Origin of the sequence: Prauserella shujinwangii (assembly GCF_003001955.1) — a bacterium.
GTDB lineage: Bacteria > Actinomycetota > Actinomycetes > Mycobacteriales > Pseudonocardiaceae > Qaidamihabitans > Qaidamihabitans shujinwangii.
In genome coordinates this window covers 82,855-102,757 of sequence record NZ_PVNH01000008.1, presented here as the reverse complement: position 1 = coordinate 102,757, position 19,903 = coordinate 82,855, and the positions used below count along the sequence as shown (strand labels likewise).

Sequence of the window (19,903 nt, the reverse complement as noted above, 5' to 3'; positions counted from 1 at the left end):
GGCTTCCGGGATCCGGCATCGCGACCTCCTTTCGGCAGTGTCGCGACAGGCATTCCCGGCCGGGACGGGGGCAAACCCGCTACCGCACCACCACCGAGTGCTCGCCGCGCGGCACCAGCTCACCGATCACCGGCGCTCCCGGGATCTCCCCCGCCACGAGCAGTCCCCCCGACGTCTGCGCGTCCGCGAGCAGCACCGCGGTCTCCTCGTCGACGGCCGACAGATCCGTGTGCGGGCGCACCCAGTCCAGGTTGCGCCGGGTGCCACCGCTGACGAACCCCGCGCGGACCGACTCCCGCGCCCCCGCGACGTACGGCACGGCGGCCGAGTCGAGCACGGCCGACACCCCGCTGGCCCGCGCCAGCTTGTGCAGGTGCCCGAGCAGCCCGAACCCGGTGACGTCGGTGGCGCACCGGGCGCCCGCGGCCACGGCCGCCCGGGCGGCCCGGTCGTTGAGCGTGGTCATCACCTCGATCGCCTCCGCGAAGCGTTCCGCGGTCGCCTTGTGCCGCGTGTTCAGCACCCCGATCCCGAGCGGCTTGGACAGCGACAGCGGCTGTCCCGCCCGCCCGGCGTCGTTGCGCAGCAGCCGGTCCGGGTGCGCCGTTCCGGTCACCGCGAGCCCGTACTTGGGTTCCGGGTCGTCGACGCTGTGCCCGCCCGCGAGGTGGCAGCCCGCGGCGGCGCACACCTCGGCGCCGCCCCGCAGCGTCTCGGTGGCCAGCTCGAACGGCAGTGTCTCCCTCGGCCAGCACAGCAGGTTCAGCGCCACCACGGGGGCGCCGCCCATCGCGTACACGTCGGACAGCGCGTTGGCCGCCGCGATCCGCCCCCAGTCGTACGGGTCGTCGACCACCGGCGTGAAGAAGTCGGTGGTGGCGATCAGCGCTTGGTCGCCGCGCAGGCGCACGGCCGCCGCGTCGTCGCCCGCGTCGAGCCCGACGACCAGCTCGCCCTCGGCTCCCTCGGGCCGGGCGCCGGTGAGCCCGCTCACCATCTCCTCGAGCTCGCCGGGCGGGATCTTGCAGGCACAGCCGCCGCCGTGGGCGTACTGGGTGAGTCGGTAAGCCATGTCACCATGGTGCCGCCGCCGCTCGGCTCGCACACCTCGGCGACTCCTGCGAGGATTGTCCGCACGGCACGGGGAGGCGTATCCGGCCTGGTGGCCGGCGCGGTCTTCAAAACCGTTGAACGGCAGGCACTGCCGTTGGCGGGTTCGATTCCCGTCCGCCTCCGCCATACCACAGAGGTCCGGACCATGACTGACGACCCGAGGCGTCACATACCCCGCACCGACGCGCTGCTGGCGGAGCCCCGGCTGGCGAAGGCGGCGGCGGAGCTCGGGCGCGCTCTGGTCAAGTCGACCATCGCCGCGGCGCAGCACCAGGCGCGGCTCGGGGAGATCGCGCCGGGGGAGGTCGCGGAGCGCGCGCTGGAGTCGCTGCCGCCCACGGCGGCGTCGCTGCGCCCGGTGCTCAACGCCACCGGCATAGTGGTCCATACCAATCTGGGCCGGGCGCCGCTGTCGGCGGCCGCGCTGGACGCCGTGCGCGCCGCGGGCGGGAGCACCGACGTCGAGTTCGACCTCACCACGGGCCGGCGCGCCCGGCGCGGGCGCGGGGCGCTCGCCGCGCTCGCCGAGGCCGTGCCGGACGCGGGGGGCGTGCACGTCGTCAACAACAACGCGGCCGCGTTGCTGCTGTGCGCGCTGGCGCTCGCGCCCGGCCGGGAGATCGTGCTGAGCAGGGGCGAGCTGGTCGAGATCGGCGACGGCTTCCGCATCCCGGAGCTGCTGGCCAGCGCGGGCGCCCGGCTGCGTGAGGTCGGCACCACCAACCGCACCACCGCGGCCGACTATGCCGCGGCCATCGGTCCCGACACCGGCTTCGTGCTCAAGGTCCACCCCTCGAACTTCCGGATCAGCGGTTTCACGGCCGAGGCCCGGATCGAGGAGCTGGCCGGCCTCGGCGTCCCGGTGGTCGCCGACATCGGTTCCGGCCTGCCGGCCCCGCACCCGCTCCTGCCGGACGAGCCCGACGCCACCTCGGCGCTGCGGGCCGGGGCCGCGCTGGTCACCGCGAGCGGGGACAAGCTCCTTGGCGGCCCGCAGGCGGGGCTGCTGCTGGGTGAACGCGAGCTCGTCGAGCGGTTGCGCAGGCATCCCGCGGCCCGTGCGCTCCGGGTGGACAAGCTCACCCTGGCCGCGCTCGAGGCGACCCTGCGCGGCCCGGCGCCTCCGGTGACCGCCGCGCTGGACGCGGATCCCGGTGAGCTGAAGTCCAGGGCCGAGCGGCTCGCCGCCGCGCTCGCCGGCCGGGGCGCCGACGCCGTGGCGGTGGAGTCGGCCGCCGCGGTCGGCGGTGGTGGCGCTCCGGGAGTCGAGCTCAGCAGCGCCGCGGTGTCCCTTCCGGAGGACGTCGCCGCGCGGCTGCGGGCGGCGGACCCGCCGGTGGTGGGCCGCGTGGAACGCGGCCGGTGCCTGCTCGACCTGCGCACCGTCGACCCCCGCGACGACGACCGCCTGCTGGAGGTGGTGGCGCGATGCGCGTGCTAGCCACCGCGGGCCACGTCGACCACGGCAAGTCCACGCTCGTCCGCAGGCTGACCGGGATGGAACCCGACCGGCTCGCCGAGGAACGCAGCCGTGGCCTCACGATCGACCTCGGCTTCGCCTGGACCGAAGTGGACGGTCGTCTGCTCGCGTTCGTCGATGTGCCGGGGCACGAGCGGTTCGTGTCCAACATGCTCGCCGGCGTGGGTCCCGTCGCGGCGGCGCTGGTCGTCGTCGCCGCCGACGAGGGCTGGCAGGCGCAGTCCGCGGAACATCTCGCCGCGCTCGACGCGTTCGGTGTGCGGCACGGCCTGCTCGTGGTCACCAAGGCGGACCGGGCGGACCCCGCGCCGGTGCTGGCCGACGCGCGTGACCGGATCGCGGGCACGACGCTCGGCGACGTGCCCGCCGTCGCGGTGAGCGGGCGGACCGGGGAGGGCCTGGACCGGTTGCGCGCCGAGCTCGCCGCGCTCGCCGACCGGCTGCCCGATCCCGACCCGGCCGCCGACGTGCGGCTGTGGATCGACCGGGCCTTCACCGTGCGCGGCTCGGGCACGGTCGTCACCGGCACCCTCGGCGCGGGCACCGTGCGCACGGGGGACGAGCTGGTGCTCGCGGGCACCGGGGACCGGGTGACCGTGCGCGGCCTGCAGTCCCTGGGCAACACCGCCGCCGAGATACCCGCGGTGGCCAGGATCGCGGTGAACCTGCGCGGGGTGGACCGCGACCGGGTGCGCCGGGGCGACGCCCTGCTCACGCCCGGTGCGTGGCCCTGCTCGGCCGAGCTGGACGCGCGGCTGCGCGGCGACAAGGCGGCCGAGCTGCACCGGGAGCTCGTCCTGCACCTCGGCGCCGCGGCCGTGCCCTGCCGTGTCCGTCCACTGGGGACGGACACGGTCCGGCTGACGCTGCGCTCCGCGCTTCCCGTCCGCGCGGGCGACACCGGTCTGCTGCGCGACCCTGGCGAGCACCGCGTGCCGGCCGGGATCGAGGTTCTCGACGTGTGCCCGCCCGGGCTGCGCCGCCGGGGAGCCGCGCGGCGGCGGGCCCTCGAGCTCGGCGCCGGTGAGGCTGCCGCCGCCTACGTCCGCAGGCAGGGTGCCGTCACCGGCAGTGAGCTGCGGACGCTCGGCTGGGATCCGCCCTTCCCGCCGCGGGTGGACGACTGGGTGGTCGACGACGGACTGTGGGAGAACCTGCCCGCTCGCGCACGCGACGGCTACGCCGCCTGGTCCCGCGGGGACGAGCTCGCCGCGGGCATGCCCGCCGACGCGCTGCGCCGGGAGCTGGGGGTGCCCGCCGAGCTGCTGCCCGCCACCCTCGCCAGGGCCGGGCTGGAGCTGCGCGACGGGCTCGTGCGCAGGCCGGGATCGGCGGGCGCGCTGCCCGAGCGCGTCGAGCGTGCCCTGCGCGAGGTGGAGCGGGGCCTGGCGGCCGCGCCGTTCCGCGCGCCCGAGGCCGACGATCTCGCGGCGCTCGGGCTGGGCAGGCGGGAGCTGGCCGCCGCCGAGCGCGCCGGCAGGCTGTGGCGGCTCGCCGACGGCCTCGTGCTCGGCCCCGACGCGCCGCGCAGGGCCGCGGAGGTCCTGCGCGGCCTCGCCGGGACGTTCACGGTCAGCCAGGCCAGGCGCGCGCTCGGGACCACCCGCCGGGTCGCGGTGCCGCTGCTGGAGCACCTCGACGCCGACGGGGTCACCGAGTGCCTGCCCGACGGCACTCGCCGGATCAGCCCAGGCTGAACAGCGGCCCCGTGATCGTGAGCCCGAGCTCGTCCACGTGGGCGAAGAAGGCGAACAGCATCAGCGAGGCGCCGGCCAGCGAGAGATCCTTGTTGAACTGGATCATCTCCGACTGCCGGGCCTGCGCGTCGGTCTCCTTCCAGAACGGGTGCATGAGCACCGCGGTGGGGACCAGGAACACCAGCAGAAGCAGCGCACCGAGGTCGGCCCACACGCCGAGCAGCACCATCAGCCCGCCGACCGCGAGCAGGACACCCGACGCGGGCACCGCCACGCTCGGTCCCGGCACGCCCCGCGACCGGGCGTACCCCGACATGGCCTGGACCTGTGTCAGGTGTCCCATGGCCGAACCGAGGAACAGCACCACGAAGAGGATGCGACCGATCAGCACGAGAACGTCCATCATGGACCTCCTGGGGGTTGAGGTGCCCCCATGATGGACCCATGTAGCTGAGCGTTCAACCTTTGCCGCCGCGCGGTGGCCGTGGCGCCGGGCCGGGCGGGGTGTTCGCGTCCAGTGAATGGCACATCGCCTGCGCTGAACGCAGGCGATGTGCCATCCACTGCCGTCGCCTCAGACGTGGTCACGGGGCACGGTGGTGTGCCAGTTTCGCGAGACCACCCGCTGGCCCCCCTCGAAGGCGTCGAGCCGCGCGTGGACCCGGAACTCGGTGGGCGTGCACGTCAGGGTCGTGTGCGTCTTCGTCTCGACGTCCCAGTCCCCTCGCACGAACCGCATGGTCCAGTCCACGTGCCCGCGCACCGAGGAGAAGTCGTCGCCGACCCACTCGTAGTTCTCGTAGGCACAGCGCCGCACGTCCAGCTCGATGTCCTCGAACCGGATCACCCCGAGGTCCTTCACCACCTCCAGGGCCGAGTGGTAGTCGACGAGGTCGCGCGACACCGTCCACTTCTGCCTGCCGGGCTCCACCTGGGTGGTCTCGATCGGCGGCGCGCCCTCGGGCTCGCCGAACGGTGTCATGGGAGCGTCCTCGGTGTCCGTGGCCCGCACCGGCAACGTCAGCGTGCTGGCGCCGGTGAACACGCTCAGCCGCACCGGCTCCGGCGGCGGCCAGGCGAGCGGCCAGTACGACGTGGAGATCGCCAGCCGGATCCGGTGGCCCGCCGGGAAGGCCTGCGCCATGCCGTTGAGCTGCACCCGTACCCGGTAGCGCCGGCCCGGCTCCAGAGTCTGCGGCTCCGCGGGCCCCTCCAGGTGGGTCAGGTTGAGCAGGCCGTAACTCACTCGCGTGGCCCTGCCGTCGGGCGCGACATCGGACAGCCGTACGGCCACCATCGCCACCGGCCGGTCGACCGCGAACTCCAGGTCCAGCACCGGCCCGCCGAGGATCTCGTAGCGCTCGGTGAGCACCTCGCTGTCGAACACCAGCGAACCGCCGTCCTCCTCCCGCTGGTCGTACGGCAGGTCCGGGGGTGCGTTGTAGGAGCACCACTTCCCGGCGAACTGCCCCACCGACAGCGGCGACTCGATGGTCAGCTCCTCCTCGGCCTCCGCGGGGTCGCCTCCGTCGTGGGTGAGGCTGTAGCGGCGCAAGGTGAACGCGTCCTCGGCCAGCCGCCGCGGCGGCCACTCCGGCTCGCCGATCCAGCGGCCGGGCCGCTCCTCGTAGGCAGTGGAGGGCCGTACGCTCTCCTGCATCCAGATCCGCAGCATCGGTTCCCGCTCGATGCCGTTGTCGATGCCCTTGAGCCAGCGGTCCCACCAGCGCACCAGCTCCTGCAGAAATCCGATGGCCGGGCCCGGTTCGCCCAGATGCGGGTACTTGTGCGACCACGGCCCGATCAGCCCCTGCCTCGGCACGTCCAGTTCGGACAGCAGCCGGAACACCGAGTTCGAGTAGCCGTCCGCCCAGCCGCTGACCGCCAGCACCGGGCACTGCACGGCGGTGTAGTCCTCGCAGATCGAGCCGTGCCGCCAGTAGTCGTCGCGGCGCTGGTGCCGCAGCCACTCGATGATCCAGGGCTCGCCGCGCTCGAGGCGGTCGTGCCACATCTTCCGCCAGTTATCGCCGACCACGGCGGGATCCGGCGGGCACGAGTTGTAGGCGAACATCGTGGACGCCCACGACAGGTTGTCCGACAGCAGGCAGCCGCCCATGTAGTGCACGTCGTCGGCGTACCGGTCGTCGGTGGAGCTGACGGTCGCGATCGCGCCGAGGCTGGGCGGCCGCCGCGCCGCGATCTGCAGCGCGTTGAAGCCGCCCCACGAGATGCCCATGATGCCGGTGCTGCCGTCGCACCACGGCTGTTCGGCCAGCCAGCGCAGCACGTCCTCGCCATCCCGGAGCTCCTGCTCGAGGTACTCGTCGGCGAGCACGCCCTCGGAGTCGCCGCTGCCGCGGAGGTCGACCCGGACGCCCGCGTAGCCGTGCCCCGCGAGGTAGGGGTGGTGGATCGAGTCCCGCCGGGCGGTGAGGTCGCGCTCGCGGTACGGGATGAACTCGAGAATGGCGGGCACCGGATCGATGTCGGAGGAGACCGGCCGCCAGACTCTGCCCGCCAGCCGGGTCCCGTCGGACATCGGGATCCAGACATGCTCGTCCTCACGGACGGGGTGGGGGAGTGACGTTACCGTCCGCATACCGCGGTTCTCCTCCTTCGTCTACCGGTTGTCGGCTTCTTCCACGTCCTCGATCTCGAACCGCAGGTGCTCGACGCACTGCTCGTACTTGGCGGTCAGCTCACGCTGGCTGTTCGCTCCGATGTGGACGTCGGCGAGCTCGAAACTGTAGGAATCGCGGTTCTGCTGCTCCGCCAGGCGCACGCCCTCCTCGGTCGTCACCTCGATGGCCACGCCGGGCAGCTCCCGCTGGACCTCGGCGACCTCCTCCTCGGTCGGCACCCTGCGGACGACACCGTCGGTGAACCGGCGCAGGAAGCACTTGGCCGCCATGGGGTAGTTGCCCTCGCCCCGGATCAGCCGTGGTTCCCGGCCCAGGCCGAGCTCCAGCATGTAGTGGTGGTTGGGGACGCCGTCGACCTCCTCGAACAGCCGCGCGTGCGACTGCGAGTGCCGGGGATTGACCTCCAGCACCCAGAGCTTGCCCTCCTCGACGTCCACGAAGTACTCGATGTTGAACGCGACGTTGTCCAGCCCCAGGTGCCGGACGAGCCGCACCGAGACGTCGCTGACCCGGTCGAGAAGGTGCTCGGGGAGCACGGAAGGGTACTGGTAACGGAGGAAGCTGGGGCTCTCCGGGTAGTTGACCGAGTCGATGATGCCGTAGACGCGTGGTTCACCGCGGTAGCTGAACCCTTCCACGGTGATCTGCGCGCCCTCCACCGCCTCCTCCGCGAGGCAGGCCTGGCCGCCGGCCTCCGCGATCTCCGGCGGCAGCGTCAGCCGGTTCAGCACCGCCTCGAACGGGCCGCCGAGCTCGGCCACCCCGGCCTTGATCTCGTCGACCGCCTCGGTGAAGGCCTCGTCACTGTCCACACGGAACGCCAATTTGGACGAATAGGACTTGACGGGCTTGAGCCACAACGGGTAGCGGAGGTCGCCCGGCGGGTTCGTGTCGTGGTCGAGGTCCACGGTCGCGAACGCCGGGTACTCCTCGATCACCTTGCTCTGCTCGAGCCTGCTCCAGTACTTGTGCTCGCACTTGGCCACGGCCTCCAGGCTCGCGGCGGGCAGGCCGAACCGTTCGCAGAGCAACGGAACCAGCGAGGACACGGGGAAGTCCCAGTAGCCCACGATGGCGTCGATCGGGCCGTCGAACTTCTCCAGCTGCCGCTGCGCCGAGTCGAGCAGCGCGTCGAAGTCGATGTTCTCGCCCATCAGCTCGTCCAGATCGAGCAGTTGGTGGAAGCGGTAGTCGCCCGCGTCGGGCAACTGCCGCAGCACCTCGTGGTTGAAGTCGTCCAATCCGACCACGAAGACGTTCTTGGTCACGGCACCGGTCCTCCCTGCGCACTGTCGTGCCCGCAGGGTGTCCAGTCGGCCCGTGGCTAAACCCCGCCCGGTGCGCCGCGCCGTGGCCAGGAGCGGAAACGATCAGCGCACACCGCGCGGGCGGAACTGGATGCTGATCCGCGGGCCGACGGGCCTGTTCGTCTTCGGCACCGCGTGTTCCCAGGTCCGCTGGCAGGAGCCGCCCATCACGATCAGGTCCCCGTGGCCCAGCGCGTGCCGCACCGTGCCGCCGGGGGAGTCCCTGGGGCGCAGCAGCAGCGCGCGCGGTGCCCCGACCGACACGATCGCGACCATCGTGTCCTCCGTACCGCCCCGGCCGATGGTGTCGCCGTGCCAGGCCACGCTGTCGCGCCCGTCGCGGTAGTAGCACAGGCCCGCGGTGCGGAACGGCTCACCGAGCTCGCCGGCGTAGTGCGCGGACAGCGCCGACCGCGCCTGCGCGAGTACCGGGTGGGGCAGCTCGTCGTGCTCGTCGTAGAAACCGAGCAGGCGGGGCACGTCCACCACGCGGTCGTACATCCGCCTGCGGTCGGCGTGCCACGGCACGTCGGCCACCAGCCGGTCGAACAGCGTGTCGGCTCCGGTGAGCCAGCCGGGCAGCACGTCGATCCAGGCACCCCGGCCCAGCTCGGTCCGGCAAGCCCCGGACAGCGGCCGCAACGCCACCGGCGCTCCGGCGTCGAAGAGGGAACCCTGCAGTGCGGGACGCATACCCCGAGCGTACCCCCGATCGAACACCCGTTCTACCCGCGAGTCCCCCGCTCAAGCTCGCGAGTGCTGCACTCCGTGCCCCGAATGTCGCGCTCCGGTGCGGAGCGGCGGCGAACTCGCACCGGCTCGCCGCGCCGAGCGCGGAACACGCCACCCTGAACGCAGCACTCGCGGTGTTGAACGCAGCACTCGCGGTGCTGGCCGGGGACTCGCGAGTCTGGGCGGGGGACTCGCGGTCAGGCGGCGGTGAGGCTGTCCAGGGCGGCGCGCAGGCGCTCCGTGGCCTCGCGGGCGACGGGCTCCAGGTCCGGGTTGCCCGTCACCTGCGCCATCAGGTCCGGGTGCAGTGCCTCGACGACGGTCTCGCCCTCGTCCGTGCGGACGACGACGTTGCAGGGCAGCAGCAGGCCGATTCGCCGGTCGGCGCCGAGGGCACGGTGGGCCAGTGGCGGGTTGCAGGCGCCGAGGATGAGGTAGTCCTCGACGTCCTCGCCGAGCTTCTCCCGCAGGGTGGCCTGGACGTCGATCTCCGTGAGCACACCGAAGCCCTGCTCCCGCAACGCCTCGCGGGTCCGCTCCACGGCCTCGGTGAACGGCACGGGCAGGCGAGTGGTGATTCCGATGTCCATCACTCCAATATACCTGCCGGGGTATGCCCACGTTGGGTGGTATACCCGGCGGGGTATACTGGACCGTATACGGCGTGGGGTATCGGACCGAGGAGGATTCCCATGGCCACCATGGAACTGACGAACGAGAACTTCGAGAAGGTCGTGCGGGGACCGGGCACGGTGCTCGTGGACTTCTGGGCATCGTGGTGCGGGCCGTGCCGGGTGTTCGGCCCCGTCTTCGACCGGGTGTCGGAGCGGTACCCGGACGTCGTGTTCGGGAAGGTGAACACCGAGACGCAACCGGAGCTGGCGAGTGCGTTCGGCATCTCGTCGATCCCGACACTGCTCGTCGTGCGTGACGGCGTCGTGCTGTACGCGCAGCCAGGGGCGCTGCCGGAGCTGTCGCTCGAGCAGCTGATCGACAAGGTGCGCGAGGCCGACATGGACGAGGTCCGCGGCCGGATCGCCCGGGCAGGGCGATAAGTACCCTACCGGGTACGGACAAGGAGGATGTCGTGGAACTCAACGAAGATGTGGTCACGGACGTGCTGAAGCGCCTGCGCCGCGCGCAGGGCCAGGTCGGCGGCGTGATCCAGATGATCGAGGACGGGCGGGACTGCAAGGACGTCGTCACGCAGCTCGCGGCCGTGTCGAGAGCGCTCGACCGTGCCGGTTTCAAGATCATCGCGAGCGGTCTCACCCAGTGCGTCCGCGAGGCGGGCGAGGGCTCGCCCCAGGCGGAGGCCGACCGCGAACAGCTGGAGAAGCTCTTCCTCGCCCTCGCCTGAAGGGAGATCGTCATGATCCGGATCGACTCCATCGACACGCCGACGCTCGGTGACCGCAGCTACCTCGTCAGCGACGGCGAGGTGGCCCTCGTGGTCGACCCGCAGCGCGACATCGACCGCGTGCTGGATCTCGCGCGGCGGCGCGGCGTGCGGATCACGCACGTGTTCGAGACGCACATCCACAACGACTACGTGACCGGTGGTCTCGCGCTGGCCCGGGCCACCGGCGCGGCCTACCACGTGAACGCGGCCGACGAGGTGTCGTTCGAGCGCACGCCGGTCGCGGAGGGCGAGGTGGTCGAGGTCGGCGCCGTTCTGCGGGTGCGGGCGCTGGCCACGCCGGGACACACCCACAACCACCTCTCCTACGTCGTCACCGCGCCCGGCAGGCCGCCCGCCGTGTTCACCGGCGGCTCGCTGCTGTACGGCTCGACGGGGCGGCCCGACCTGCTCGGCCCCGAGCACACCCCCGTGCTGGTGCGGGCCCAGTACGCGTCGGCGCACCGGCTCGCGACCGAACTGCCGGAGGAGACCGAGATCTACCCGACGCACGGTTTCGGCAGCTTCTGCTCGGCGACGCAGTCCGGCGGCGAGCGGTCCACGATCGGCCAGGAGAAGCGGACCAACCCGGCGTTCACCCAGGACGAGCAGGACTACGTCGAGCACCTGCTGGCCGGGCTGGACGCCTATCCCGCCTACTACGCGCACATGGAGCCGCTCAACAGCGCGGGCCCCGGCGAGCCGGACCTGAGCCCGCCCCGGCGGGCCGCGGCGGGGGAGCTGCGCGAGCGGATCGAGTCGGGTGAGTGGGTGGTCGACCTGCGCACGCGAACGGCGTTCGCGGCGGGGCACGTGCTCGGCAGCCTCAACTTCGGCATCGAGGGCAGCTTCGCGACCTACCTCGGCTGGCTCCTCCCGTGGGGCACGCCGATCACGCTCCTCGGCGAGACCGGCGAGCAGGTCGCCGAGGCGCAACGGGAGCTGTGCCGTATCGGCATCGACCGGATCGAGGCGGCGGCCACGGGGTCGGTACGCGACTGGACCGGCGGGCAGGAGCCGGCGAGCTTCCCGGTGGCGGACCTCACCGACCTCGCCGCGGTGCTGCGGCACCGGCCGGTCGTCGTGCTCGACGTCCGGCGCGACCTCGAATGGGGCGGCGGGCACGTCGACGGCGCGGTGCACATCCCGCTGCACGAGCTTCCGCGGCGCCTCGGCGAGGTACCGCCCGGTGAGGTGTGGGTGCACTGCAAGTCCGGCTACCGTGCCGCGATCGCCGCGTCCCTGCTCGACGCGGCGGGCAGGCGGGTGGTCGTGGTGGACGACGAGTTCGACACGGCGGAGCGCGCCGGAGTGCCCCTTGTGGCCGCGGGGGCGGGTCGCTGACGCACTCGGCGGCACCGGCCCGCCCTCCCGGTCAGCGGCGCAGCACCGCACGCCTGCGCTCGTACTCCTCCTGGTCGATCTCCCCGCGCGCGAAGCGCTCGTCGAGGATCCGCTGGGCGTCACCCGAAGGGCGCTGGCCGCCGCCGGGGTGCGTGAACCGGCGCAGGAGCAGCACCGTGATCGTGATCAGGCCGCCCCAGAACACGATCATCATGATGACCATGAGCAGGCCGCCCAGCCAGCCACCGTTCCAGTATCCGTGGTCCCAGTAGGGCATCTCATTCCTCCTTGTCCCGCGTGCGCCGTCCGAACCGGAAGTAGGCGGCGGGCCCGGCGAAGTTGACGGCGATGGCGAGTGCCCACGCGCGTCGCGGCCCGCGGACATCCGCCGGGTCGCGGCGCGCCAGGTCGGCCCACGCCGCGCTCGCGAGGCCCAGCTGCACCGCCGTGAGCCCCGCGAGCAGACACCGCTGCGCGGTGCTCAGGTCCCGCAGGCGCCGGTACTTCGCACTCTCCATGTACTGAGGATGCCCGCGGCCGGCCGGGCTCACGCAGGGCCGGACGACACCGGTCGCCGGGACGTTCGATCCTGCCCCGGCGCGCGAGAACGACGGATCGTCGGCGGCGGCGCGTTGCTGTGGGCCGACCGGGTGGAACGTGGTGCGGACGGGTACCTCTCGGTCTCGCACCCGTTGGGCACCGGTGGCCACGCCATCGCCGCCGAGGGGATCCACCTGGAGGGGCCCGCGACCGACTGGGTACCGGTGGGCGCGGCCGTCGGCGAGTTGCGCGTGCGGGTCACCGGCCTGGGCGCGCCGGACCCGGTGTTCGTCGGTGTCGCCCCGGCAGCCGAAGCGGCGCGCTACCTGGCGGGCGCGGAGTACGCGACCGTGCGCGACCTCGCCGACGGCTCGCTGACTGTCCACAGTGGCGGACCGCTTCCCGTTCCGCCCGCGGCGGCGGGCATCTGGGTCGCCGAGGACTCCGGGGCCGGCTCGCGGACGCTGAGCTGGCCGGTGGGCGGCGGTGACTGGACGGTGGTGGTCGCCAATGCCGACGGTACGCCCGGGGTGTCCGTCCGGGTGGAGGCCGGTGCGACCGTTCCCGGGCTGCCGTGGTTCGCCACCACGGTGCTCGCCTGCGGTGCGGCCCTGCTCGTCGGCGGTGTCGCACTGATCGCCGTGGCCGCGTACCGGGCGGCCCACGAGCCGGCGAGGCTCGCCGGGGTCGCGCGGGTCTGGCGAGGCTGGCGCCGCCCCCTACAATCGGAGCATGCGACCGGTGACCGAGGTGCCCGATGTCGTGGGCCTGGGTGCGGAAGACGCCTGCGAGATCGTCCGGAGGGCCGGTCTCGTGCCGTTCGGCCCCGAAGGTGCCGACGCGCCAACATCCGGCGTGGTCACCGGGCAACGGCCGGTGGGTGCGGCGGGCGCGGAGGAGGGCGCGCCCGTGTATCTGTGGACCAACCGCGGCAAGGACCTCGCGGGGGACCTCGTCGGGCCGACTCCCGTCGAGTCCGCCGATCTCGACCCGGTCTAGTTCGCCTGGCGGTGCCGGTGAGTGACCTTCAGCAGGGGGACGCGACGTTCTGGCTGTGCCGGAACAGGTTCGCCGGATCGACCGCCGACTTGACCGCGGCCAGCCGCCGGTGCGTCTCCGGTTCGAACACCGTGCCGGGGTCGACGCGCTGCCCGTAGGCGAAGTTCAGCGACCTGCCCAGCGTGTACGACCGCACCGCGGCGAAGGCCCGCGCGTGTGCCGCGCCGGCCGCCGCGAACTCCTCGGCACCGGTGACGGGGGAGAGCACCCGCAGCAGGTACCGGGCCGAGCGATGTCCGACAGGGCTCCCTTCCGCCGGTGGGCGGGCGAGTGCACCGCCGAGGTGACGGATGTCCACAATGCACGGGACCGGTGCGGCGGCGGTCAGGTCGAGCACGTCTCCCAGCGCGGCCGTGTCCCCGCCGGACAGCAGCGCGCTGTCGCCCCGGTACCCGTGTGGTTTCGTGGGATCCTGGAAGATCGACCCGTAGTCGCGGAACGGCACCGGTCCCAGCGTGTCGAGCAGCGGTGCCCCGGCCGCCCGCAACGGTGCCACGAGTTCCTCGCCGGCGGCGACATCGGTGCAGGTGATCCGGACCTGGGCGATCCGCCGTCCCCGCAACGCCTCCGGTACCGCGGGGATGTCGGGGAACGGGACGACGGCCAGCGCCGAGGTCAGCGTGTCGGGCAGGTCCGCCGTCCACCGCAGGTACGCCGCGAGCGCCGAGCGCGTGGCGGGGAAGGACAGGCCGCCACCGTACAGTGTGGTCACCGGCACCAGGCCGATCTCGAGGCCGGTCACGACCCCGAAGGCACCGCCGCCGCCCCGTAGCGCCCAGAACAATTCGGGTTCGGCATGCGGCGAGACCCGGCGCAGCCGCCCGTCGGCGGTGACGATCTCGGCGGAGCGCACGTGGTCGGCCGCGTAGCCGTAGCGGCGGGCGAGCGGCCCGAGACCACCGCCGAGCGTGTACGCCACCGCGCCGACGTCCGGCGCGGAGCCGCTCAGCGGGGCGAGGCCGTGCGCGGCGGCGGCGTCGATCACCCGCCGCCACGGTGCGCCCGCGGCGACCCAGGCGGTGCCCGCCCCCGGGTCCAGGCGCACGGTGTCCATGCGCCGGGTGGAGATCAGCACGCCGCCGTCGGCGGCCGACACCGTTCCGTGGCCGGTGGCCTGCACGGCGACCGGGAGGTTCCGTTCGGCGGCGAAACGCACGGCGGCGCACACGTCGCCGGCGCCGAGCGCGCCCACGACCACGTCCGGCTGGTGGCGGAGGTGGGTCTGGAAACCGCCGCACTCGTCGGCGAAGCCGTCCGCACCTCGCGTCCGGACGGGGCCGCGGACCTGGCCGGCAAGGACGTGGACGGTCGAACTCGGGATGCTCATGGGACCAGCCTGCGCGCGCCCGAATCAGAAGTCCAAGATCTGGATCAGCTCACTGCTAGCATTTCTGCTTATGGAACTACGCCAGCTGCGTTACCTCGTCGCGGTGGTCGACGAGGGTGGCTTCACCCGGGCAGCCGAGAAGTTGCACGTCGCCCAGCCCGGCGTCAGTGCGCAGATCCGGCAGCTGGAACGTGAGCTCGGCCAGCCATTGCTGGATCGCTCGGCGCGCGGCGTGCGGCTGACCGAGGTGGGTCTCGCCGTGCTGCCGTACGCGCGGGCCGCGCTCGAGGCCGTCGAGGGAGCCCGGTTCGCCGTCGACGAGCTGACCGGCCTGCTGCGCGGCCGGGTGTCGGTGGGCACCGTCGTCTCGTGTGGCGCGCTGGGTGTGCCCGACCTGCTGGCCGCGTTCCACCGGGCGCATCCGGGCGTCGAGATCACGCTGTCCGAGGCCAACTCCGACGAGCTGCTGCGCCGGTTGCGCACCGGCGAGCTCGACGTCGCCGTCGCCGCGCTCGCGGGCGGCCCGCCGCCGGACGTCGAGGTACGCACCCTCGTCGAGGAGCCGATCGTCGCGGCGGTCGCGAACGGGGACCCGCTCGCGGAGCGTGGCGCGGTGCCCGTCGCCCGGCTCGCGCGCCGACCGCTGATCAGCCTGCCGCCGGGAACGGGGCTGCGGGCGAGCCTGGACGAGGCGTGTGCGCAGGCGCGGGTCACGCCGAAGATCGCCTTCGAGGCGGGTGACCCGGATGTGCTCGCGGACCTCGCCGTGCGGGGACTGGGGGTGGCGGTGCTGCCCGAGTCGGCGGTGCGGGAGCGGCCGGGCGAACTGCGTGCGGTCGCGATCACGGATCCTCCGCTGCGCGGCCGTGTGGTGGTCGCCTGGCGGCGCGGCGGGCCGAACGGTCCCGCGGCGCGCGCCTTCCTCGGCCACGCCCGCGCGGCCCTGGCCGGGCCCGCGCCGCCGGCTCATTCGGCCGGGGTGACGAGCCCGTAGCCGAGCCCCGGGCCGCGCGCGTACACCGGCGTGGTGAGCTCGGGTTGCTGCGGAGGACCTCCGTTCATTCCGGATAGGACGGAGCTCAGCGCGGCACGGGTCTGCGTTCGTCCGTCCGCTGTGGCCTGCTCGGCTAGGCCCTGGAGCCGGGTGATCGCGACCTCCGCCTGTCACCGAGGCCGGCCCCGGCGAGGACTCGGTGCCCTACCGGACCGGGGATGCTCCGGGACGGGCCGGCGCAGGTTGTCCTCCGGCCCGGCCGGATGCCGGGCGGGACGTCGGCAGCCGCGTGCGCCACGTTGCCGCAGCTCCGCGATCGCGACGCTGTCCGCGCCGGCCACTCTGCCCCGCCGTCGGTATCGGTCGGCGCACACACGGCGGGACGTGCTCCGCTCGTGGCGCGGCGCGTGCTGGGCGAGCTCCTTCCGCTGTGCGGGTGTCACGGAGCCGGGTCATGCGCCCTTCTCGTCGTTTCCGGTGCGCGCCGCCCGCCGTTCGCCGGGCCACCCAGGGCCGGAGGTCACCCCGGGGACGGGCCTTCGGACCGGCGCGCGGAAGGTTGGCGGGTTCCTAGTGTGGGAAACCACCCGGACACGGCACGACGAGGGAGGGCTGACGGCGATGACCAGGAACGTTTCGCACGAACCGACGGCGGGGCAGCGGCACCGGGCCGCGCGGGCGCTGGCAGCGCACGCGCGCGACGCGGATGAGCTCGCCGAACTGCTGCAGATGACCGGGCTGACCGCCGCGGAGGGCCGCTACGAGCCGCCCGCCGACGCGGAGCGGCCGGAGGAGGCCCGGGAACCGGCCGCCGACCCGGAGGAGACGCGCAGGCTGGCGAGGACGCTGCTCGCGTCCTACGCGTCCGCGAGGTGACCGGCGCTCCGCGAGCGGCGGGAAGGCACACGGCCCCTCCGGAGCGGTGCGCGGCGGGAGCTACCTGTACCGGGGCCACGGCGGGCCGCGTGGTTTCGCGTGTGCGGCTCGGCGACGGCTGACCGTGTCCGCGACTTGTGCACGTGTGCCTGCGTCGTGCGATGCGGACACGCGTGCGCAGTCGGCGGACACGCGTCCACAGATCGCGGACACGCGTGCACAGCCGGCGGACACGGTGGCTGGTCAGGTGCACCACTCACACGGGTGGAGATGAGGACTACGGAAGGTCGCACACGACCATCCTTTGTGGACAAAGGGCACATCGCCCGCGCCGAACGCGGGCGACGTGCCCTTCGCTGCCACAGTTCAGGACTCGCGCTGGGCCGCGGTGTACGGCTGGGAACCGGAGGCCGGGCCGTCGTCGGTCAGCGTGCTGCGGTGGGTCTCCTTCGTGGCCAGGATGCACAGCACCGTGAGCAGGCAGCAGCCCGCGATCATCGCGGAGATCGCCATGGTGCCCGAGCCGCCGGTGGCGCTGAGCGTCCCGGCGAACAGCACCGGCGCCAACCCAGCGCCGGTGCCGGCGATCTGGTAGCCCAGCGACGCTCCGGTGTACCGGGTCCGGGTGCCGAACATCTCGGTGTACAGCGCCGCGAGTGGCCCGTACATCGCCGGGTGCACCACCGACTGGCCGAGGATGACGGCCAGTGTCAGCAGGGCCGCGGACCCGGTGTCGATCATCGGGAACAGTGCGAAGCTGAGCGCGCCCATCGCGACCGCACCGGCCAGCACCACCGGCCGCCTGCCGACCCGGTCCGAGAGCGCCGAGAAACCGATGATGCCGGCCACCGCACCGACCGAGGACACGGTGAGTGCGTTGAGCACGGTCTGCCGCTCGAAACCGGCGTCCACCGCGTACGCGATGAGGAACGTCGTGAGCGTGGCCTGCGCGACGAAGGCGCCGAAGCCGACGCCGACGGCCAGCAGCAGGTTCCTTGGGTGCCTGCGGACGACCTCGACCAGCGGCATCGACTCGCGCCCGGCCGGCTTGGCGACGCTGAACACCGGCGTCTCCTCGACCTTGAGCCGCACGAACAGGCCCAGCGCCAACAGCGCGGCGCTGAGCAGGAACGGGATCCGCCAGCCCCAGGCGAGGAACTGCTCCTCGGTGGTCGCCGCGGCGGTCAGCGTCAGCGCGAGCGTCGAGACGACCATGCCGCTGGGCGCGCCCGCGTTGGTGAAGCTCGCCCACAGGCCGCGCCGGGACGTCGCGTGCTCCGCCGACATGAGCACGGCGCCGCCCCATTCGCCGCCGACCGCGATGCCCTGCGCCACTCGCAGCAGCACGAGCAGGATCGGGGCCCACGCGCCGATCTGCTCGTTGGTCGGCAGCATGCCGATCAGCATGCTCGCGACGCCCATCATCGTCATCGTGATCACGAGCATCTGCTTGCGGCCGAGCCGGTCGCCGAAGTGGCCGAACACCACACCGCCGAGCGGCCGGGCGAGGTAGCCGGTGGCGAACGTGCCGAGGCTGGCGACCGTGCCGACGAGCGGGTCCAGGTCGGAGAAGAAGACCCGGCTGAACACGACCGCCGACGCCGTCGCGTACAGCAGGAAGTCGTAGTACTCGATCAGGCTGCCGAGGTAACTGGACAGCACCGCCCTGCGGAGCTGCGTTCTGGAATGGCGGGGAGGCTCTGCGCCGTGCGTCTCGCGCGGTTCGGTCATCGCGATGCCCTGTCTGTCGGAGTCCGCTGCGGTGGGGACGAACGTGGCGTAGGCCACGTCCCGTGCCTCAGAAAGTAAGCAGATGAATCACTGCCGTCAAGGTGATGCCCAATATCGAAGTGGCTACGCTGGCCGGGTGACCGAGTTCGCGCACCTTCCCGTGGAGTCCGAGGCGGCAGGCGACACCGACGAGCAGGCAGGCGGCCCGCACGGCGCCGCGCGCCCGCAGGCGTTGCTGCTGACCTTCTTCGGCGGCTACGTACTGGGCCGCGGCGTGCACGTGGCCACGTCGAGCGTGCTCGACGTGCTCGCGCGGGTCGGGCTGTCCGAGCACGCCACCCGGTCGACGCTCAGCCGGATGGCGCGGCGGGGCCTGCTGCACCGCACGCGCCGGGGCCGCAAGGTCTACCTCGGGCTGACGCGCAGGTCACGCCAGATCCTGCACGACGGCGAGATCCGCATCTGGCGCCTCGGCGCGGTCAACACCCACTGGGACGGCACGTGGACCCTGCTCGGCTTCACGATGCCGGAGTCCTGGCAGCGGCAGCGGCACGTGCTGCGGTCGCGGCTGCTCTGGGCCGGGTTCGGCAGCCTGCAGGGCGGGTTGTGGATCGCCCCGTCGACGGTCGAGGTGGAACCGCTGCTCGAAGGGCTCGAGGCGGCCGAGCACGTGAAGGTCTTCCAGGCCAGGGCGCTGCCCCCGACCGACGTGGACGACCTGGTGCACGACGCGTGGGACCTCGGCACCCTCGCGGCCCGCTACCATCGCTTCCTCGAGCGGTGGGGGTCCGGTGCGCCGCCCGCCGACCCGCCGGACAGCCTGGCCAAGCAGTTGCTGCTGCAGACCGAGTGGCTGCAGATCGTGCGGCAGGACCCGAGGCTGCCGCAACAGCACCTGCCCGCCGACTGGCCTGCCGAGCGAGCCCAGCGGGTGTTCCGGGCGCTGCACGCGGACTTCGAGCCCGCGGCGCGCGCGACCGCCGCCGACGTCCTCGACACCATCCCGGACGAGGAGGCGACGATCGATCACATTGGGCAGGTCGATGACGGAAGTTGACGTCACTGCCCGTGATGATGACTCGCCGCCGGTCCGGAGCCGAGCAGTCCGTTCAGCAGCGCGCGGATCCTCGGCGCCGGGTCGGGGGCGGTACCGGGAAAGGTGAGCCGGCCGAGGATCGTCCCGTCGAGGTACTCCAGGAGCATCGCGCAGTGCCGCTCGGGGTCGGTGGAGCCGAGCCGGGCGAGCCACGACACGCCCAGTTCCGTCAGCCGCGACCGGCCGCGAGCCAGTGGTGCGCGCAGCTCCGGCCGGGCCGCCGCCTCCAGGAACAGGGCGTAGCGGGCGGCCGTGCGGTCACGGCCGGGGCCGGTCGCGTCCACGACGAGACCGGCGAGCGCGTCCGCCAGCCCCGCCGGGTCGGTGGGCCGGATCCGGTCCGTCAGCGCCTCCCACGTGCGCCGGTCGAGTTTCTCGAGGTGTTCGGCGAGCCCGGCGACGAGTGCGGCCCGGGTGCGGAAGTGGTTGGACGTGGTGCCCGGCGGCACACCGGCGGCGGCGTCGACGGCCTGGTAGGTCAGCCGCCGGGCGCCTTCGGTGCCGAGCAGGTGCATCGCCGCGTCCAGTACCTGTTCCCGCCTGCCGCGCATGACCCTCCCTCG

General features: G+C 73.1%; 20 protein-coding genes and 1 tRNA gene. 10 read left to right on the top strand and 11 right to left on the bottom strand.

All coding sequences use genetic code 11. The annotated features are described in order from the left end of the window. Nucleotides 1–79: 79 nt before the first annotated feature. Complete coding sequence (gene selD, locus B0I33_RS19575; protein WP_106180283.1) at nucleotides 80–1,072, bottom strand: selenide, water dikinase SelD; 993 nt, start codon at nucleotides 1,070–1,072, stop codon at nucleotides 80–82. A gap of 72 nt (nucleotides 1,073–1,144) precedes the next feature. Here selD and B0I33_RS19570 point away from each other — a divergent pair. The 3 genes from B0I33_RS19570 to selB all read left to right on the top strand — a co-directional run bounded on the left by B0I33_RS19570 (nucleotide 1,145) and on the right by selB (nucleotide 4,290). After that, nucleotides 1,145–1,239: transfer RNA gene (locus B0I33_RS19570), tRNA-Sec, on the top strand. A 19-nt stretch (nucleotides 1,240–1,258) separates the two neighbouring features. After that, a complete protein-coding gene (gene selA, locus B0I33_RS19565; RefSeq protein ID WP_106180282.1) occupies nucleotides 1,259–2,554 on the top strand; it encodes an L-seryl-tRNA(Sec) selenium transferase in 1,296 nt (431 codons plus the stop codon). Continuing rightward, the gene (gene selB / locus B0I33_RS19560) at nucleotides 2,542–4,290 is read left to right on the top strand and encodes a selenocysteine-specific translation elongation factor (protein ID WP_106180281.1); all 1,749 of its coding nucleotides are present in this window, start codon (nucleotides 2,542–2,544) and stop codon (nucleotides 4,288–4,290) included. Before selA ends, selB begins: the two co-directional genes overlap by 13 nt. Here the strand turns inward: selB and B0I33_RS19555 are convergent. The 5 genes from B0I33_RS19555 to B0I33_RS19535 form a co-directional block, all read right to left on the bottom strand. Beyond that, complete coding sequence (locus tag B0I33_RS19555; RefSeq protein ID WP_245900848.1) at nucleotides 4,277–4,696, bottom strand: DoxX family protein; 420 nt, start codon at nucleotides 4,694–4,696, stop codon at nucleotides 4,277–4,279. The genes selB and B0I33_RS19555 overlap by 14 nt on opposite strands. 168 nt (nucleotides 4,697–4,864) lie before the next feature. Beyond that, a complete protein-coding gene (locus tag B0I33_RS19550) occupies nucleotides 4,865–6,892 on the bottom strand; it encodes a CocE/NonD family hydrolase (protein ID WP_106180279.1) in 2,028 nt (675 codons plus the stop codon). Between the two features lie 21 nt (nucleotides 6,893–6,913). Continuing rightward, on the bottom strand, nucleotides 6,914–8,203 hold the full coding sequence (locus tag B0I33_RS19545; protein ID WP_106180278.1) for an ATP-grasp domain-containing protein: 1,290 nt from the start codon (nucleotides 8,201–8,203) through the stop codon (nucleotides 6,914–6,916). Nucleotides 8,204–8,305: 102 nt separating this feature from the next. Continuing rightward, entirely contained in the window at nucleotides 8,306–8,935 is a 630-nt protein-coding gene (locus B0I33_RS19540) for an alpha-ketoglutarate-dependent dioxygenase AlkB (RefSeq protein ID WP_106180277.1), read from the bottom strand. A 236-nt stretch (nucleotides 8,936–9,171) separates the two neighbouring features. After that, nucleotides 9,172–9,564 (bottom strand): DUF302 domain-containing protein, encoded by a 393-nt coding sequence (locus tag B0I33_RS19535; RefSeq protein ID WP_106180276.1) that lies wholly within the window; start codon nucleotides 9,562–9,564, stop codon nucleotides 9,172–9,174. Between the two features lie 102 nt (nucleotides 9,565–9,666). On the opposite strand from B0I33_RS19535, the gene trxA reads away from it, so the two are divergent. From trxA to B0I33_RS19520, 3 genes are read left to right on the top strand one after another with little or no spacing between them, the layout of a single operon-like run. Continuing rightward, a complete protein-coding gene (gene trxA, locus B0I33_RS19530; protein ID WP_106180275.1) occupies nucleotides 9,667–10,029 on the top strand; it encodes a thioredoxin in 363 nt (120 codons plus the stop codon). 32 nt (nucleotides 10,030–10,061) lie between these two features. Further along, complete coding sequence (locus tag B0I33_RS19525; RefSeq protein WP_106180274.1) at nucleotides 10,062–10,334, top strand: metal-sensitive transcriptional regulator; 273 nt, start codon at nucleotides 10,062–10,064, stop codon at nucleotides 10,332–10,334. A gap of 12 nt (nucleotides 10,335–10,346) precedes the next feature. Next, the gene (locus B0I33_RS19520; protein ID WP_106180273.1) at nucleotides 10,347–11,717 is read left to right on the top strand and encodes an MBL fold metallo-hydrolase; all 1,371 of its coding nucleotides are present in this window, start codon (nucleotides 10,347–10,349) and stop codon (nucleotides 11,715–11,717) included. Nucleotides 11,718–11,748: 31 nt separating this feature from the next. Here B0I33_RS19520 and B0I33_RS19515 read toward each other — a convergent pair whose 3' ends face one another. Together B0I33_RS19515 and B0I33_RS19510 are read right to left on the bottom strand one after the other, a co-directional pair. Next, nucleotides 11,749–11,994 (bottom strand): SHOCT domain-containing protein, encoded by a 246-nt coding sequence (locus tag B0I33_RS19515; RefSeq protein ID WP_106180272.1) that lies wholly within the window; start codon nucleotides 11,992–11,994, stop codon nucleotides 11,749–11,751. A 1-nt stretch (nucleotide 11,995) separates the two neighbouring features. Further along, nucleotides 11,996–12,235, bottom strand: a complete 240-nt coding sequence (locus B0I33_RS19510; protein WP_106180530.1) for a PLDc N-terminal domain-containing protein — start codon at nucleotides 12,233–12,235, stop codon at nucleotides 11,996–11,998. Nucleotides 12,236–12,989: 754 nt separating this feature from the next. Here B0I33_RS19510 and B0I33_RS19505 point away from each other — a divergent pair. Further along, nucleotides 12,990–13,256, top strand: coding sequence for a PASTA domain-containing protein (locus B0I33_RS19505; RefSeq protein ID WP_106180271.1), 267 nt, complete (start codon nucleotides 12,990–12,992; stop codon nucleotides 13,254–13,256). A gap of 28 nt (nucleotides 13,257–13,284) precedes the next feature. On the opposite strand, the gene B0I33_RS19500 is transcribed toward B0I33_RS19505, so the two are convergent. After that, entirely contained in the window at nucleotides 13,285–14,643 is a 1,359-nt protein-coding gene (locus tag B0I33_RS19500) for an FAD-binding oxidoreductase (protein WP_106180270.1), read from the bottom strand. A gap of 70 nt (nucleotides 14,644–14,713) precedes the next feature. Between B0I33_RS19500 and B0I33_RS19495 the strand changes: the two genes are divergently transcribed. Then, the gene (locus B0I33_RS19495; protein ID WP_106180269.1) at nucleotides 14,714–15,637 is read left to right on the top strand and encodes a LysR family transcriptional regulator; all 924 of its coding nucleotides are present in this window, start codon (nucleotides 14,714–14,716) and stop codon (nucleotides 15,635–15,637) included. Nucleotides 15,638–16,258: 621 nt separating this feature from the next. Then, the gene (locus B0I33_RS19490; RefSeq protein WP_146147536.1) at nucleotides 16,259–16,513 is read left to right on the top strand and encodes a hypothetical protein; all 255 of its coding nucleotides are present in this window, start codon (nucleotides 16,259–16,261) and stop codon (nucleotides 16,511–16,513) included. A 366-nt stretch (nucleotides 16,514–16,879) separates the two neighbouring features. On the opposite strand, the gene B0I33_RS19485 is transcribed toward B0I33_RS19490, so the two are convergent. Next, on the bottom strand, nucleotides 16,880–18,244 hold the full coding sequence (locus B0I33_RS19485) for an MFS transporter (RefSeq protein ID WP_106180529.1): 1,365 nt from the start codon (nucleotides 18,242–18,244) through the stop codon (nucleotides 16,880–16,882). Nucleotides 18,245–18,380: 136 nt separating this feature from the next. Between B0I33_RS19485 and B0I33_RS19480 the strand changes: the two genes are divergently transcribed. Beyond that, a complete protein-coding gene (locus tag B0I33_RS19480; protein WP_245900846.1) occupies nucleotides 18,381–19,301 on the top strand; it encodes a PaaX family transcriptional regulator in 921 nt (306 codons plus the stop codon). Nucleotides 19,302–19,303: 2 nt separating this feature from the next. On the opposite strand, the gene B0I33_RS19475 is transcribed toward B0I33_RS19480, so the two are convergent. Next, complete coding sequence (locus B0I33_RS19475; RefSeq protein WP_106180266.1) at nucleotides 19,304–19,891, bottom strand: TetR/AcrR family transcriptional regulator; 588 nt, start codon at nucleotides 19,889–19,891, stop codon at nucleotides 19,304–19,306. Between the last annotated feature and the right edge of the window lie 12 nt (nucleotides 19,892–19,903).